The organism is Streptomyces sp. NPDC001822, from assembly GCF_042892135.1.
Classification (GTDB): domain Bacteria; phylum Actinomycetota; class Actinomycetes; order Streptomycetales; family Streptomycetaceae; genus Streptomyces.
Genome location: NZ_JBIATW010000007.1, coordinates 108,170 through 124,002, shown reverse-complemented (window position 1 = coordinate 124,002; position 15,833 = coordinate 108,170). Strand labels below are relative to the sequence as shown.

General features: G+C 69.4%; 14 protein-coding genes and 1 riboswitch. Of the genes, 8 read left to right on the top strand and 6 right to left on the bottom strand.

Annotated elements, in window-relative coordinates:
• The first annotated feature begins 48 nt into the window (after window positions 1–48).
• Complete coding sequence (locus tag ACFYY2_RS18280) at window positions 49–306, top strand: WhiB family transcriptional regulator (RefSeq protein WP_003953983.1); 258 nt, start codon at window positions 49–51, stop codon at window positions 304–306.
• A gap of 178 nt (window positions 307–484) precedes the next feature.
• Here ACFYY2_RS18280 and ACFYY2_RS18275 read toward each other — a convergent pair whose 3' ends face one another.
• A complete protein-coding gene (locus ACFYY2_RS18275) occupies window positions 485–1,951 on the bottom strand; it encodes a sensor histidine kinase (protein WP_388744328.1) in 1,467 nt (488 codons plus the stop codon).
• Between the two features lie 524 nt (window positions 1,952–2,475).
• Here ACFYY2_RS18275 and nagB point away from each other — a divergent pair.
• Entirely contained in the window at window positions 2,476–3,261 is a 786-nt protein-coding gene (gene nagB / locus ACFYY2_RS18270) for a glucosamine-6-phosphate deaminase (protein WP_388744325.1), read from the top strand.
• 71 nt (window positions 3,262–3,332) lie between these two features.
• Here nagB and ACFYY2_RS18265 read toward each other — a convergent pair whose 3' ends face one another.
• From ACFYY2_RS18265 to ACFYY2_RS18250, 4 genes are all read right to left on the bottom strand, one after another.
• A complete protein-coding gene (locus tag ACFYY2_RS18265) occupies window positions 3,333–4,859 on the bottom strand; it encodes a glycoside hydrolase family 3 protein (protein WP_388743708.1) in 1,527 nt (508 codons plus the stop codon).
• Window positions 4,860–4,869: 10 nt separating this feature from the next.
• The gene (locus ACFYY2_RS18260; protein WP_329040474.1) at window positions 4,870–5,709 is read right to left on the bottom strand and encodes a carbohydrate ABC transporter permease; all 840 of its coding nucleotides are present in this window, start codon (window positions 5,707–5,709) and stop codon (window positions 4,870–4,872) included.
• On the bottom strand, window positions 5,706–6,686 hold the full coding sequence (locus tag ACFYY2_RS18255) for a carbohydrate ABC transporter permease (protein ID WP_388743705.1): 981 nt from the start codon (window positions 6,684–6,686) through the stop codon (window positions 5,706–5,708). The genes ACFYY2_RS18260 and ACFYY2_RS18255 overlap by 4 nt, the downstream gene beginning before the upstream one ends.
• A gap of 90 nt (window positions 6,687–6,776) precedes the next feature.
• Window positions 6,777–8,063, bottom strand: a complete 1,287-nt coding sequence (locus ACFYY2_RS18250) for an extracellular solute-binding protein (RefSeq protein ID WP_388743702.1) — start codon at window positions 8,061–8,063, stop codon at window positions 6,777–6,779.
• 283 nt (window positions 8,064–8,346) lie between these two features.
• Here ACFYY2_RS18250 and ACFYY2_RS18245 point away from each other — a divergent pair, with 283 nt between their 5' ends.
• The 6 genes from ACFYY2_RS18245 (at window position 8,347) to ACFYY2_RS18220 (ending at window position 15,551) form a co-directional block, all read left to right on the top strand.
• Window positions 8,347–9,111: a GntR family transcriptional regulator gene (locus tag ACFYY2_RS18245; protein WP_388744322.1), complete on the top strand. Its 765-nt coding sequence runs from the start codon at window positions 8,347–8,349 to the stop codon at window positions 9,109–9,111.
• A 181-nt stretch (window positions 9,112–9,292) separates the two neighbouring features.
• Window positions 9,293–9,547 (top strand): DUF3311 domain-containing protein, encoded by a 255-nt coding sequence (locus ACFYY2_RS18240; RefSeq protein WP_388743699.1) that lies wholly within the window; start codon window positions 9,293–9,295, stop codon window positions 9,545–9,547.
• Window positions 9,544–11,199, top strand: coding sequence for a monocarboxylate uptake permease MctP (mctP, locus tag ACFYY2_RS18235; RefSeq protein ID WP_388743697.1), 1,656 nt, complete (start codon window positions 9,544–9,546; stop codon window positions 11,197–11,199). Before ACFYY2_RS18240 ends, mctP begins: the two co-directional genes overlap by 4 nt.
• Window positions 11,200–11,324: 125 nt before the next feature.
• Window positions 11,325–11,825, top strand: a complete 501-nt coding sequence (locus tag ACFYY2_RS18230; RefSeq protein ID WP_388743694.1) for a GNAT family N-acetyltransferase — start codon at window positions 11,325–11,327, stop codon at window positions 11,823–11,825.
• Window positions 11,826–11,860: 35 nt separating this feature from the next.
• A riboswitch (cobalamin riboswitch) is annotated at window positions 11,861–12,002 on the top strand.
• A gap of 136 nt (window positions 12,003–12,138) precedes the next feature.
• Window positions 12,139–14,535: a ribonucleoside-diphosphate reductase subunit alpha gene (locus tag ACFYY2_RS18225; protein WP_388743691.1), complete on the top strand. Its 2,397-nt coding sequence runs from the start codon at window positions 12,139–12,141 to the stop codon at window positions 14,533–14,535.
• On the top strand, window positions 14,535–15,551 hold the full coding sequence (locus ACFYY2_RS18220) for a ribonucleotide-diphosphate reductase subunit beta (RefSeq protein WP_388743688.1): 1,017 nt from the start codon (window positions 14,535–14,537) through the stop codon (window positions 15,549–15,551). Before ACFYY2_RS18225 ends, ACFYY2_RS18220 begins: the two co-directional genes overlap by 1 nt.
• On the opposite strand, the gene ACFYY2_RS18215 is transcribed toward ACFYY2_RS18220, so the two are convergent.
• The gene (locus tag ACFYY2_RS18215; protein ID WP_388743685.1) at window positions 15,548–15,760 is read right to left on the bottom strand and encodes a hypothetical protein; all 213 of its coding nucleotides are present in this window, start codon (window positions 15,758–15,760) and stop codon (window positions 15,548–15,550) included. The genes ACFYY2_RS18220 and ACFYY2_RS18215 overlap by 4 nt on opposite strands.
• Window positions 15,761–15,833 lie beyond the last annotated feature (73 nt).

Sequence of the window (15,833 nt, the reverse complement as noted above, 5' to 3'; positions counted from 1 at the left end):
TTCACATTCACAAGCACCAGCATGTAATACCAAGGAGAGGTAGCAGCCATGGACTGGCGTCACAACGCCGTTTGTCGTGAGGAAGACCCCGAGCTGTTCTTCCCCATCGGCAACACCGGTCCTGCGCTGCTGCAGATCGAGGAAGCCAAGGCCGTCTGCCGTCGCTGCCCCGTCATGGAGCAGTGCCTGCAGTGGGCGCTCGAGTCCGGTCAGGACTCCGGCGTCTGGGGTGGCCTCAGCGAGGACGAGCGCCGCGCAATGAAGCGCCGCGCCGCTCGCAACCGGGCGCGTAACGCCAGCGCCTGACCGACGCCCCCCGCACGACGAGCCTCAGCCCGGCGGCGCGTACAGAGCGTACGCACAGCCCCGCCTTCGAGTCGCAGCGCGCAGTACCCCCGAAGCGCATCGCACCGTGAGCACCACGCAGTGGGCCCGGACCGTCACCACGGTCCGGGCCCACTGCTGTGCGGTGGCGGTCGCGAGGCTACTTGTGGTTCCGGACGGGGATGTCCAGGACCACCTGTGTGCCGCGCACCGGCGCCGGGACCATACCGAAGGTGCCGCCCAACTCGCCCTCGACCAGCGTCCGCACGATCTGGAGACCCAGATTCCCGGCGCGCTGGGGGTCGAAGCCCTCGGGCAGTCCGCGTCCGTCATCCGTGACGGTGATCATCAGCCGGCCCTCGGAGGGTGACCCGCCACGCACCGCGGAGACCTCGACCGTGCCCTGTTCAGCGACGGTGAACGCGTGTTCCAGCGCGTTCTGCAGCACCTCGGTCAGCACCATCGAGAGCGGCGTCGCCACCTCGGCGTCGAGAATCCCGAAGCGGCCCGCGCGACGGCACGTCACCTTTCCGGGCGAGATCTCGGCGACCATGGCGATCACGCGGTCCGCGATCTCGTCGAACTCCACGCGCTCGTCCAGATTCTGGGACAGCGTCTCATGGACGATCGCGATCGAACCGACCCGTCGCACCGCCTCGTTGAGCGCCTCGCGCCCCTGCTCGGAGTCCATCCGGCGCGCCTGGAGGCGCAACAGGGCGGCCACCGTCTGGAGGTTGTTCTTCACCCGGTGGTGGATCTCCCGGATGGTGGCATCCTTCGTGATCAATTCCCGCTCGCGGCGCCGGAGTTCCGTGACGTCACGCAGGAGCACCAGCGAACCGATGCGTACGCCCTTGGGCTTCAGGGGAATGGCCCGCAGCTGGATGACCCCGCCCGCGCCCTCGACCTCGAACTCCCTGGGGGCGTATCCGCTCGCCACCTTGACCAGGGCCTCGTCGACCGGGCCGCGCGACGGTGCCAGCTCCGCGGTCGTCGCGCCCAGGTGATGGCCGACGAGGTCCGAGGCCAGGCCGAGCCGGTGGTACGCCGAGAGGCCGTTCGGGCTGGCGTACTGGACGACACCGTCCGCGTCCAGCCTGATCAGCCCGTCGCCCACCCGCGGCGAGGCGTCCATGTCGACCTGCTGGCCGGGGAAGGGGAAGGACCCGGCGGCGATCATCTGGGCCAGGTCGGACGCGGACTGGAGGTAGGTGAGCTCCAGCCGGGACGGGGTGCGCACGGTGAGCAGGTTGGTGTTGCGGGCGATCACCCCGAGGACCCGGCCGTCGCGGCGCACGGGGATCGACTCGACCCGCACGGGCACCTCCTCCCGCCACTCGGGGTCGCCCTCCCGCACGATGCGGCCCTCGTCCAGGGCGGCGTCCAGCAGCGGACGGCGGCCGCGCGGCACCAGATGGCCGACCATGTCGTCCTGGTAGGAGGTGGGGCCGGTGTTCGGCCGCATCTGCGCCACGGAGACGTAGCGGGTCCCGTCGCGGGTCGGGACCCACAGGACGAGGTCGGCGAAGGACAGGTCGGAGAGCAGCTGCCACTCCGAGACCAGCAGATGGAGCCACTCGAGGTCGGTGTCGCTCAGGGCTGTGTGCTGGTGGACGAGGTCGTTCATGGAGGGCACATGTGCGAGCGTACCCGCGGATATGACGAGGTTCCGAACCGATCGGGCCGCCGATGCGTGACACTGGGCAGGGGCCGGGCGGCGGGAGAATGTCCGCCCCCACGGATGGACATGGGCTATTGGTCTAGTCCACAATGCGAAGTGCGGACGCCGCACACAGGACATGAGCGTCACGCGACACGAACCTCCGCTCTCCCCGCACAGGAGAGCGGACCGAGGTACCCGGCGCTCTCTGCCCTGACTGCGCCCGGTGCCTCACATGGCCGGAGGCACCGCACACCGCCGGCCAGGAAGCTCCGGGCTGCGGTGCCGGACGGGCTGAGGGTCCCGTCCCGGCGCCGCGGCCCGCGGGTGTTTTCCGGGGCGTTCCGCGCGCGGGCCGGATGTCCGCCGACGGGGCGACAGCCATCGACGCGAACACGGACGGTTCACCTCCCGGCCGCCCCCTTCTGCTAGATTGGTCCGAGATTGGTCTATACCACATGACGCCCACTCTTCAGATCGGCAGGCACAGCGTGGAAGTTGTCATCGTCCCGGACGCCACGGCAGGCGGCGAGCTCATCGCGGAGGCCATCGGCGCCCTGCTGAACCGCAGGCCTGACGCACTTCTCGGTGTTGCCACCGGCTCGACCCCGCTGCCCGTCTACCAGGCCCTGGCGGCGAAGGTCCGCTCCGGAGCCGTGGACGCCTCGCACGCCCGCATCTGCCAGCTCGACGAGTACGTCGGGCTGCCGGCCGGCCACCCCGAGTCCTACCGCTCGGTCGTGCTGCGCGAGGTCGTCGAGCCGCTCGGCCTGTCCGAGAAGTCCTTCATGGGCCCGGACGGCACGGCCGAGGACGTCCAGGCGGCCTGCGAGGCGTACGACAGGGCGCTCGCCGAGGCGGGCGGTGTCGATCTCCAGCTGCTCGGCATCGGCACTGACGGGCACATCGGTTTCAACGAGCCGTGCTCGTCGCTCGCCTCCCGCACACGCATCAAGACGCTGACCGAGCAGACCCGGATCGACAACGCGCGCTTCTTCGACGACGACATCGAGCAGGTGCCCCACCACGTCATCACCCAGGGCATCGGCACGATCCTGGAGTCCCGCCACCCGATCCTGCTGGCCACCGGCGAGGGCAAGGCCGACGCGGTGGCCCGCACCGTCGAGGGCCCGGTGGCCTCGATCGTGCCGGCCTCGGCGCTGCAGCTGCACCCGCACGCCACGGTGGTGGTCGACGAGGCCGCCGCGTCGAAGCTGAAGCTGGCGGACTACTTCCGCGCCACCTACGCGGCGAAGCCGCTGTGGCAGGGCCTGTAGAACCTCCCCCGTACGCCGGAGGGCCGGGTCGCCGACGACGGTGACCCGGCCCTCTCGCGTCGCGCCGGCGGCTATCCGGTCCGGGTCCCCGTGATCGTCTCCGCCGCTGCGATCCCGCACACCCGTGCGGCGCCGTGGGTGGCGACGTGGAGCGCGCCCCGGGGCGGTGCCACCGGCAGGCCCATCTCCACCACGATGGTGTCGGGGCGCGCCGCCACCAGGGTGTCCAGCGCCTCGCCCATCCACGCGTGCCGGTGGGCGTCGCGGACGACGGCGACGATGCGCCGCTCCCCCGCCGCCCGCAGCACCTCGGCCGCCGGTGACCCGTGCTCACCGCCGTAGGTGTCCGTCACGGTGCCGGGCAGCAGCCGGGTCAGCTCCGCGGCAACGCCCCACGGGGTCTCCTCGCCGACCGCGATGTTCGCGACGGGGGTGAGCGCGGCGACGTAGGGCGGTGCGGCAAGCGGCTCGGCGGCCCCCGTGACCTTCACGGCGCGGCGGGCCGCGGTCAGGCCGATGCCGGCTCCGGTGCCGGGCGCGGTCCCCTCCTGCATTTCCGCGCCCGGCCCCGAGGCAGCCCCCCTGGCCCTCTGCGTCCAGGACGCGAGAGCCCGTACACGTGCGGCGGCGTCGGCCAGCCGCTCCTCGGGCAGTTCGCCCGTCCGCACCGCCGTCACGAGCGCGTCGCGCAGCCGCAGCACGGTCTCCTCGTCGGCGAGCCCGCCGCCCACGCAGATGGCGTCGGCGCCCGCCGCGATGGCGAGGACGGACCCGCGCTCGATGCCGTACGTGCCGGCGATGGCGTCCATCTCCATGCCGTCCGTGACGATCAGGCCGTCGTAGCCCAGTTCCTGGCGCAGCAGTCCGGTGAGGATCTGCGGGCTCAGGGTGGCGGGCCGGGTCGGGTCGAGTGCGGGGAGCAGGATATGCGCGCTCATGACGGATCGGGAACCCGCGGCGATGGCCGCCCGGAAAGGCACCAGCTCACGGGCGTGCAACGTGTCCAGGTCCACATCGATGCGGGGCAGCGCGTGGTGCGAGTCGACCGCCGTGTCGCCGTGCCCGGGGAAGTGCTTGGTGCAGGCGGCGACCCCGGCGGACTGGAGGCCCTCGACATACGCGGCGGTGTGCCGGGCGACGAGCGCGGTGTCGGCGCCGAAGGAGCGTACGCCGATGACCGGGTTACCGGGATTGGAGTTGACGTCGGCGGACGGCGCCCAGTTGAGATTGACGCCGCACTCGGCCAGCCGGCGGCCGAGCTCGCGGGCGACGGCACGGGTGAGGTCCACGTCGTCCACGGCGCCGAGGGCGAGGTTGCCGGGGAACGACGAGCCGGCGCGGACCTCCAGCCGGGTGACGTCGCCGCCCTCCTCGTCGATCGCGACGAGTACGTCGTCCCGCTCGGCGCGCAGCCGCGCGGTGAGCGCGGCGAGCTGCTCGGGCGAGTGGATGTTCCGGCCGAACAGCCCGACGGAGGCCAGGCCTTCGCCGACCCTGCGCAGGAGCCAGTCCGGGGCGCTCGTGCCGGTGAACCCGGGCTGGAGCACGGCGAGCGCGTCGCGTGTGACGGTGTCCGTGGTGGATACGAGGGTGGTCATGGCAGCCGGGTTATCCCTTCACTGCGCCATCGGTCAGACCGCTGACGGCCTTGCGCTGCAGGAAGACGAAGAGGACGAGGATCGGGACGGCGAAGATCGAGGAGGCGGCCATCGTGGCGCCCCAGTCGTCACCGAACTGGGTCTGGAACTGCGACAGCCACAACGGCAGGGTCTGGGACTCCGCCTGCTTGTTCAGGACGAGCACCAGGGGGAACTCGTTCCACGCGGTGATGAAGCCGAACATCGACGTGGACATCAGCCCGGGTGCGAGCAGCGGCAGGATCACCTTGACGAACGCCTGCGGACGGGTGCAGCCGTCCACCATGGCCGACTCCTCCAGCTCCCGGGGCACCGCGGCGACGAAGCCGCGCAGCGTCAGGAGGGTGAAGGGCAGGACCATGACCATGTAGAAGACCGTCAGCGGGATCAGGCTGTTGAGCATGTCCGAGTCGCGGACGATGAAGTAGATCGCGATGACCATGACTTCCCAGGGCGCCATCTGGGCGACCATGAAGCCGACGATGAATCCCTTGCGTCCCTTGAAGCGCATCCGGGCCAGGGCGAACGAGCCGGCCAGCGCGAGGATCAGGGAGAACGTCACGGCGAGGACCGTGACCGTGAGCGAGTTGCGGACCATCGTCCAGAAGTTGTCCGCGTCGACGGCGGTCCGGAAGTGCTCGAACGTGAAGTTCGTGGGGAACCAGACCGGGTCGTCCGCGACGATGTCCGGCGTCGGCTTGAAGGCCGTCGCGAACATCCAGTACACGGGGAAGACGAAGCCGATGATCAGCAGGACCGCGGTGGCGTTGGGCCAGATGCGGCTGAACCGTGACGAAGCCGAGCGCTTCACAGCTCGTCCTCCTCTTGCTTGAGAACGATCCGGAGGTAGGAGGACGTCAGCAGGAGCAGGATCACGATGGTGAGCATCGCGATCGCCGAACCCATCCCGTAGTGCTGGTTCCCGACGCCCTCGATATAGGCGTAGACCGGCAGGATCTCGGTGAGCCGGTCCGGGCCGCCCTGGTTGATCGCGAAGACCTGGACGAACGCCTTGAAGATCCAGATGATTTCGAGGAACGTCGTCGCGAAGAGGAACGGCTTGAGGAACGGCATGGTGACCGAGGTGAAGCTCTTCCACGGGCCGGCGCCGTCGAGCGAGGCGGCCTCGTAGAGCTCCTTGGGGATGGTCGTCGTGGCCGCGTAGAGGTTGATCGCGACGAACGGGATCGACATCCAGACGATGAGCACGGTGATGACGAAGAACGTGGAGAACTGGCCGCCGGTCCAGTTGTAGTCGGCCATCGAGTGGAAGCCGGCCTTGTCCAGCACCCAGTTGACGACACCGAACCGGGAGGCGAAGAGCCACTGGTAGACGGTGGTCGAGGCCACGACGGGCATCGCCCAGGCGAGCACCAGGCCGATGAGGAGCGCGACGCGCATGCGCTTGCCGAGCCGGGCCAGCAGGAGTCCGATCAGCGTGCCGAAGACCATGGTCAGGGCGACGTTGACGGCCGTGAAGACGGTCGAACGGACGGTGACGTTCCAGAATTCCTCGCTGCCGAGGATCTCCTTGTAGTTGTCGATCCCGTTCCACTCGGTGAGGTGCTGGATCAGCTGCCTCATGTTGAGGTTCTGGAACGACAGCAGGGTGTTCTCGACCAGCGGCCAGCCGAGGAACACCAGGGTCACGGCCACCGGCGGCAACAGCAGCAGGTACGGGGCCGTCGCGCGGGATCTGCCGCGGGCCGCCGGCTTGCCCTGCGCTGCACCGGTCCCCTTCACCACGTCCGTCGGACCTGAAGGCGGCCGTTCGGTCTGCACGGTCATGCTCGCCATCTCTTTCTCGGCACCATGGGACACAAATCGACTGCCGGGGGACGGACTCCGTGATGGAGCCCGTCCCCCGGCAGTTCGGCCTTACTGCTTCTGCGCGAGGCGCTTGTTGAACTCCGCCTCGACCTGCTTGGCGGCCTCGGCGTTCGACTTGCCGTTCAGGACCGCCGTCATGAAGGTCTTGATCGGGTTCGGGGCGTTCTCGACCGCGGCCCACTCGGGGATCAGCGGGGTGGTGCCGCCGACCTTGGCGGACGGCGCGGCGGCCTCGGCGACCGGGTTGCCGGCCAGGTTCGCGTTCAGCGACTCCTTGTTCGGGATGACGCCGTTCAGCTTCGCGAGCTGACCCTCGAACTGGTCGGAGAGCGCGAGCTTCAGGAACTCCTTGGCGAGGTCCTGCTTCGCACTGCCCTCGGCCACGGCGAGGTTGGAGCCGCCGAGGAAGACGCCCTCGGGCTTGTCGGCGGTCTCACCCGGGATGGTGAAGTAGCCGATCTCCTTCTCGATGGCGGGGTTGGCCGCGATGGCCGTGCCGGCCTCCCAGCCCATGCCGATGAAGGCGCCGGTCTTGCCCTTGGCGAAGACGTCGGCCTGCTGCGGGGTCGCCTCGTCCTTGTCCTTGGGTGCCTTGGAGTAGGACTGGTACTTCTTGTACAGGTCCATCGCCTCGCCGATCTTCGGGTCGGCGAGGTTGGAGACCCACTTGTCCCCGTCCTTCTTGATGAGGTCCGCACCCTTGCCGATGGTGAGACCGTCGAAGAAGTACCAGTTCTGGCCGGGCAGGTAGAGCGGCTCGGCCTTGCCCTTGGCCTTGATCTTGTCGAGTGCGGCGAAGAACTCGTCGCGGGTCTTGGGGGTCTCGGTGACGCCCGCGTCCGCGAAGACGGTCTTGTTGTAGAGGACCACGCGGTTGGCGAAGTACCACGGGGCGGCGTACTGCTTGCCGTCGACGACCGCGGCCTCGTTCAGGTTGGCGGCCCAGTCGCCGCCGATCTCCGACTTGAGGTCACCGAGGTCGGCGAGGCCGCCGGTCTTGGCGTACGCGGCGGTCTGGGTGTTGCCGATCTCGAAGACGTCCGGCGGGTTCTCCTCGGAGAGGGCGGTCGTCAGCTTCTGCTGGATGCCGTTCCACTGCTGGACCTCGAACTTGACCTTCGCGCCGGTCTTCTTCTCGAACGCGGCGGTAAGATCCTTCTGCCACTGCTCGGGCGTCGAGCCGTCCATGGCCCAGACGGTGAGGGTCTGTCCCTTGTAGCTGTCGGGCCCGGACTTCTTGCCGCTGCTGTCGCTGCCGCCGTCGTCGGAGCCACACGCCGCCATGCTGACCATCATGCCCGCGACGCCGATCGCCGCGATGAGCTTGCGCTTCACGCCAAACCTCCTCAGGGTGCTGCAACCCCCCCGCCCACCGCGAAGACACCCACGAGTAGTTCTGCTGGGGCTGGGACCTGGTCTTTAATGGTTTAGACCAGTACCGGGAGCTTGGCCTAGACCTTTAGGGGTGTCAAGGGTGTATAAGAAGTGCACTCGCGTCCGTTACAGGACCGACACCTAAGGGAGGGCGACGACCCGTGACCGGACCGTGCCACCATGTGAGCCGCGACAGACGGAGGAGCCGGTGACGGCAGCAACGCAGCAGTCGGGAAGGCGGATCATGGGTGCCGACGGGGGCAGCAGTACGGGCGAGACCGGTGCGGGTGCGCGCACGGCACGCGTCCCCAAGTACTACCGGCTCAAGCGCCATCTCCTGGAGATGACGGACACCATGCCGCCCGGCACCCCCGTGCCGCCGGAGAGGACGCTCGCCGCCGAGTTCGACACCTCTCGCACCACGGTGCGCCAGGCACTCCAGGAGCTGGTCGTCGAGGGCCGGCTGGAACGCATCCAGGGCAAGGGGACCTTCGTCGCCAAGCCGAAGGTCTCGCAGGCCCTGCAACTCACCTCGTACACCGAGGACATGCGGGCCCAGGGCCTCGAACCCACGTCCCAGCTCCTGGACATCGGCTACGTCACGGCGGACGACACGCTCGCCGGACTGCTGGACATCACCGCGGGGGGAAGGGTGCTGCGGATCGAGCGGCTGCGGCTCGCCAGCGGGGAGCCGATGGCCATCGAGACCACGCACCTCTCGGCGAAGCGCTTCCCCGCGCTGCGCCGTTCACTGGTGAAGTACACGTCGCTCTACACCGCGCTCGCCGAGGTGTACGACGTCCGGCTCGCCGAGGCCGAGGAGACCATCGAGACCTCGCTCGCCACGCCGCGCGAGGCCGGACTGCTGGGCACGGACGTCGGGCTTCCGATGCTCATGCTGTCCCGGCACTCGGTCGACGGGCACGGCGAGCCGGTGGAATGGGTGCGCTCGGTCTACCGGGGCGACCGCTACAAGTTCGTCGCCCGCCTGAAGCGCCCCACCGACTGACCCCGGCCCCCTTCCGGCGGCCTCGGATCCCCTCGCACACACGCGGGGGGATCCACTCGTTCCGGGTGTCTTCCGGACCGTTGCAGGACCGCAATGCGGACGGGGGGTGACGCTGGGCGGAACCCTCGCCTAGATTTCCTGCGCATTACACCAGGTGATCAGCGAGGGGACGGAGTTGCCGATGTCAGAAAAAACCGAGGCGAAACCACCAACAGTGACACCCGCGAGGGTGGTCATCGCGCTGTGCCTGATCGCACCGTTCGTGGCGATGCTCTGGGTGGGCTCGTACGCCAAGGTGGACCCGACCTTCATCGGTATCCCCTTCTTCTACTGGTACCAGATGCTCTGGGTGCTCATCTCGACCTCGCTCACCATGGTCGCCTACAAGCTGTGGCAGCGTGACCAGCGCGCCCGCAAGGGAGGTGCTTCCGCATGAAGGACGGCGTGAACGGCGTCGCACTCGCCGTGTTCATCTTCTTCTTCCTGGCCGTCACGGTCATCGGATTCATGGCCGCGCGCTGGCGCAAGGCCGAGAACGAGGCGAGCCTCGACGAATGGGGTCTGGGCGGCCGGTCGTTCGGCACCTGGGTCACCTGGTTCCTGCTCGGCGGCGACCTGTACACCGCGTACACCTTCGTCGCGGTCCCCGCGGCGATCTACGCGGCCGGTGCGGCGGGCTTCTTCGCCGTCCCGTACACGATCCTCGTCTACCCGCTGATCTTCACCTTCCTGCCCCGCCTGTGGTCGGTGTCGCACAAGCACGGCTACGTCACCACCTCGGACTTCGTCCGCGGCCGCTTCGGCTCGAAGGGCCTCTCACTGGCCGTCGCCCTCACGGGCATCCTCGCCACCATGCCGTACATCGCGCTCCAGCTGGTCGGCATCCAGGCCGTGCTGGACGTCATGGGCGTCGGCGGCGGCGAGAACACCCACTGGTTCGTCAAGGACCTGCCGCTGCTCATCGCGTTCGCGGTCCTCGCCGCGTACACGTACTCCTCGGGACTGCGGGCCCCCGCGCTCATCGCGTTCGTCAAGGACGGCCTGATCTACCTGGTCATCGCGGTGGCCATCATCTACATCCCGATCAAACTCGGCGGCTTCGACGACATCTTCGCGAAGGCCGGCGAGGCGTTCGCCCAGACCAACGAGGCGACGGGCAAACCGAGGGGCGCGCTCGTGCCCGGGGAGATGGGCCAGTGGGGCTACGCGACGCTGGCACTGGGCTCCGCGCTCGCGCTCTTCATGTACCCGCACTCGATCACGGCGACGCTCTCCAGCCGCAGCCGTGAGGTGATCCGGCGCAACACCACGATCCTGCCGCTGTACTCCCTGATGCTGGGCCTGCTCGCGCTGCTCGGCTTCATGGCGATCGCGGCCGGGATCAAGGTCGACAACGGTCAGCTGGCGATCCCCCAGCTGTTCGAGAACATGTTCCCCGACTGGTTCGCGGGTGTGGCCTTCGCCGCGATCGGGATCGGCGCCCTGGTGCCAGCCGCGATCATGTCGATCGCCGCGGCGAACCTCTTCACCAGGAACATCTACAAGGACTTCATCAAGCCGGACGCGACCCCGGCGCAGGAGACCAAGGTCTCCAAGCTGGTCTCGCTGCTGGTCAAGGTGGGCGCGCTCGCCTTCGTCCTCACCATGGACAAGACGGTCGCGATCAACTTCCAGCTGCTCGGCGGGATCTGGATCCTCCAGACCATGCCGGCGCTGGTGGGCGGCCTGTTCACCCGGTGGTTCCACCGCTGGGCCCTGATCGCCGGCTGGGCCGTCGGCATGATCTACGGCACGGTGGCCGCGTACGGTGTCGCCAGCCCGACCCAGAAGCACTTCGGCGGCTCCTCGAAGGAGATCCCCGGCATCGGCGAGATCGGCTACATCGGTCTCACCGCGTTCGTGCTGAACGTCCTCGTCGTCGTCGTGCTGACCTTCGTCCTGAACGCGCTGAAGGCCCCGGCGGGTATCGACGAGACCTCGCCGTCCGACTACACCGCGGACGTCGGCGAGCCCGGCGTCAAGGTCACGCTCCCGCCGGCCACGGTGGGTGCGCCGGGAGGCGAGCCCGAGCCCCTGGAACGCCTGTAGCCCGTGACGTCGTCGGTCCCGGCGGGTCCGCCCCGCCGGGACCGACGCGTGTGCGGGGTGCTCGCTCCGGCGAAGACCTCACGGGAGTACGTGCGCGGGACGGGTGTCTGCGGCAGACTCCGCGCATGGACGTTTCGATCAGGCCGGTCCGCGCCGCCGAGCACGAGGCCCTGGGCGAGATCACCACCCGGGCCTACCTCGACGACGGGCTGCTGGACTTCGCCGCGGCCGATCAGTACGCCGAACAGCTCCGCGCCGTCGGACGGCGCGCCGCGGAGGCGCTCGTGCTGGCGGCGGTGGGCTCCGACGGCGGCGTGCTGGGAGGTGTCACCTATGTCACCCCGGGCAGCCCGTGGACCGACATCGCCGCAGAGGACGAGGCCGAACTCCGGATGCTGGCCGTCTCCCGTGAAGCGCGGGGACGTGGTGCCGGCGAGGCGCTCGTCCGGGCCTGCGTCGAGCGGGCACGCGCCACCGAGAGGCTCTCCGGGGTGGTCCTGTCGACCCAGCCGGCCATGGAGTCCGCCCACCGCGTCTACCGGCGCCTCGGCTTCGCGCGGACCCCGGAACGCGACTGGAGCCCTCTCCCCGGGTTCACCCTGCTGACGTTCCGTCTGGCCTTTTGACCCATCACGACACTACATGTGGGGGCTGCCTCAATCGGCAGCCCCCACATGTATGCTCGACCTCGCTGTCGCCGCAGGGGAATCCGGTGTGAATCCGGAACTGTCCCGCAACGGTGTGATCGGTGTGCATTCGCGCACCGCGGAGTCCGAGGACCTGCCGACGGTGCGTCCGGCTCGACCGAACCGGACGCCGAGACGTCCGGGTCCCGCGGAGGGCCGGTGGACGCCGTGCGCGCCGTGCTCCCTCCCCGGGTGCGACCGTGCCCGGCTGCCCCGCTCCCGCAGGCCCCGAGCCGAGCGAGGGATAGCCCCAGTGACCATCGCGCCCGCAGACCCGGTTTCAGCCGCGGAATCCGAGAGCCTCACGACCGACGCGCCCGGGACCGCACTGTTGCGGACCCTGACCGGTCTGACCGCCGATCTGCCCGACACCGACCCCGGACGGGTCGCGGCCGCCGCGCTGCGCGGCCGGAGCGCGCGGGCGGACGAGGCCGAGCTGCGCTCGCTGGCCACCGAGGCCGCCGCGGGCCTGATCTCGGAGGACCCGGCCTACTCCCGGCTCGCCGCCCGGCTGCTCACCCTCGCGATCGCGGAGGAGGCGGCGGGCGAGGGGGCGGTCTCCTTCTCCTCGTCGGTCGCCGTGGGGCACCGCGAGGGCCTGATCGCCGACCGTACGGCCGAGTTCGTCACGCTGCACGCGGCCGCCCTGGACGCGCTGGTGGAGCGCTCGCTCGCCGACGGGGCGGACGACCGCTTCGGCTACTTCGGCCTGCGCACGCTGCACAGCCGCTATCTGCTGCGCCACCCGCTCACCCGGCAGGTCATCGAGACCCCGCAGCACTTCATGCTGCGCGTGGCCGCCGGGCTCGCCGAGGACACCTCGCAGCGTGCCCTGGACGAGGTGGCCGCCCTGTACGGCCTGATGAGCCGCCTCGACTACCTGCCGTCCTCGCCGACCCTCTTCAACTCCGGCACCCGGCACCCGCAGATGTCCTCCTGCTATCTGCTGGACTCGCCGCTGGACGAGCTCGACTCGATCTACGACCGCTATCACCAGGTGGCCCGCCTCTCGAAGCACGCGGGCGGCATCGGCCTCTCGTACTCCCGTGTCCGCGCCCGGGGTTCGCTGATCCGCGGCACGAACGGCCACTCCAACGGCATCGTGCCGTTCCTCAAGACCCTGGACGCCTCGGTCGCCGCGGTCAACCAGGGCGGCCGGCGCAAGGGCGCCGCCGCCGTCTACCTGGAGACCTGGCACGCCGACATCGAGGAGTTCCTGGAGCTGCGCGACAACACCGGCGAGGACCAGCGGCGTACGCACAACCTCAACCTCGCGCACTGGATCCCGGACGAGTTCATGCGCCGCGTCGACGCCGACACCGAGTGGTCGCTGTTCTCCCCGGCGGACGTGCCCGAGCTGGTCGACCTGTGGGGCGACGAGTTCGACGCGGCCTACCGCGCGGCCGAGGCCAAGGGCCTGGCCCGCAAGTCGATGCCCGCGCGTGAGCTGTACGGCCGCATGATGCGCACCCTCGCGCAGACCGGTCAGGGCTGGATGACCTTCAAGGACGCGTCCAACCGCACGGCCAACCAGACCGCCGAGCCGGGCCGGGTCGTGCACTCCTCGAACCTCTGCACCGAGATCCTGGAGGTCACCGACGACGGCGAGACGGCCGTCTGCAACCTGGGTTCGGTCAACCTGGGCGCGTTCGTGGCCGACGGCGGCATCGACTGGGAGCGGCTGGACGCCACCGTGCGCACCGCCGTGACGTTCCTGGACCGGGTCGTCGACATCAACTTCTACCCGACCGAGCAGGCCGGCCGGTCCAACGCCCGCTGGCGGCCGGTGGGCCTCGGCGCGATGGGCCTCCAGGACGTCTTCTTCCGGCTGCGGCTGCCCTTCGACTCCCCCGAGGCCCGCGCCCTGTCCACGAAGATCTCCGAGCGGATCATGCTGGCCGCGTACGAGGCGTCCTGCGACCTGGCCGAGCGGTCGGGTCCGCTGCCCGCCTGGTCCGAGACGCGCGCCGCGCGGGGTGTGCTGCACCCCGACCACTACGACACCGAGCTCAGCTGGCCGGAGCGCTGGGACGCGCTGCGCGCCCGGGTCGCGAAGACCGGGATGCGCAACTCGCTGCTGCTGGCCATCGCGCCGACGGCGACGATCGCCTCGATCGCGGGCGTGTACGAGTGCATCGAGCCGCAGGTCTCGAACCTCTTCAAGCGCGAGACGCTCAGCGGTGAGTTCCTCCAGGTCAACGGCTACCTGGTGGACGAGCTGAAGCGGCTCGGCGTGTGGGACGCCCGGACCCGTGAGGCGCTGCGCGAGGCGAGCGGTTCCGTGCAGGGCTTCGCGTGGATCCCCGAGGACGTCCGGGCGCTGTACCGCACGGCGTGGGAGATCCCGCAGCGCGGCCTGATCGACATGGCGGCGGCCCGTACGCCGTTCCTCGACCAGAGCCAGTCGCTCAACCTGTTCCTGGAGACGCCGACGATCGGCAAGCTCTCCTCGATGTACGCGTACGCCTGGAAGCAGGGGCTGAAGACGACGTACTACCTGCGCTCGCGCCCGGCGACCCGGATCGCGCGCGCGGCGTCCGGGCAGGCCGCGGCCGCCGCCCCCATTCCCGTACAGCAGGCGTCGTCTCCCGACGCGGACGCGATCGCCTGCTCCCTCGAAAACCCCGAGTCCTGCGAGGCCTGCCAGTAATGACCACGTCCGAGAGCAAGAACCTCCTCGACCCGGGCTTCGAGCTGACCCTGCGCCCCATGCGCTACCCGGACTTCTACGAGCGCTACCGGGACGCGATCAAGAACACCTGGACGGTCGAGGAGGTGGACCTCCACTCCGACGTCGCCGACCTCGCCAAGCTCTCGCCCGGCGAGCAGCACATGATCGGCCGGCTGGTGGCGTTCTTCGCGACGGGTGACTCGATCGTCTCGAACAACCTCGTGCTGACGCTGTACAAGCACATCAACTCGCCCGAGGCGCGCCTCTACCTGTCGCGCCAGCTGTTCGAGGAGGCCGTGCACGTCCAGTTCTATCTGACGCTGCTCGACACCTACCTGCCCGATCCCGAGGACCGTGCGGCGGCGTTCGACGCGGTCGAGGAGATCCCCTCGATCCGCGAGAAGGCGCAGTTCTGCTTCCGGTGGATGGACTCGGTCGAGAAGATCGATCGGCTGGAGACGAAGGCGGACCGCCGCCGCTTCCTGCTGAACCTGATCTGCTTCGCCGCGTGCATCGAGGGGCTGTTCTTCTACGGCGCCTTCGCGTACGTCTACTGGTTCCGCTCGCGCGGTCTGCTGCACGGTCTCGCCACGGGCACCAACTGGGTGTTCCGTGACGAGACGATGCACATGAACTTCGCCTTCGAGGTCGTGGACACCGTCCGCAAGGAGGAGCCGGACCTCTTCGACGACGAGCTCCAGCAGCAGGTCACCGACATGCTGCGGGAAGCGGTGGACGCGGAGCTGCAGTTCGGCCGTGACCTGTGCGGCGAGGGCCTGCCCGGCATGAACACCGATTCGATGCGCCAGTACCTGGAGTGCGTCGCCGACCAGCGGCTCACCCGGCTCGGCTTCCCGCCGCTCTACGGTTCGGAGAACCCGTTCTCCTTCATGGAGCTGCAGGGTGTGCAGGAGCTGACGAACTTCTTCGAGCGCAGGCCGTCCGCCTACCAGGTGGCGGTGGAGGGGTCCGTCGGCTTCGACGACGACTTCTAGACCCTGGCCCACGACCTGAGGTGGGGGCGCCGCGTGGCCGTGACCGGCCGTGCGGCGCCTCGCCTTTGCGGGGGTGCCGTCCGCCGCCGCAGATCCGCCTCCCGCAGTTCGGCGTCGATCCGCCGCTCCCGCGCGAGGCCGGCGAGGGCGGGCAGCAGGACGAGGGCGACGAGGGCCGCGGTGACCAGGAAGCTCAGGAATGTGTTCATGGCTCCACTGTCGTGCCCGCGACGAGATTGGGGCAGTGGCAGGACTGTCATGCACCCACGAATTACTGACACA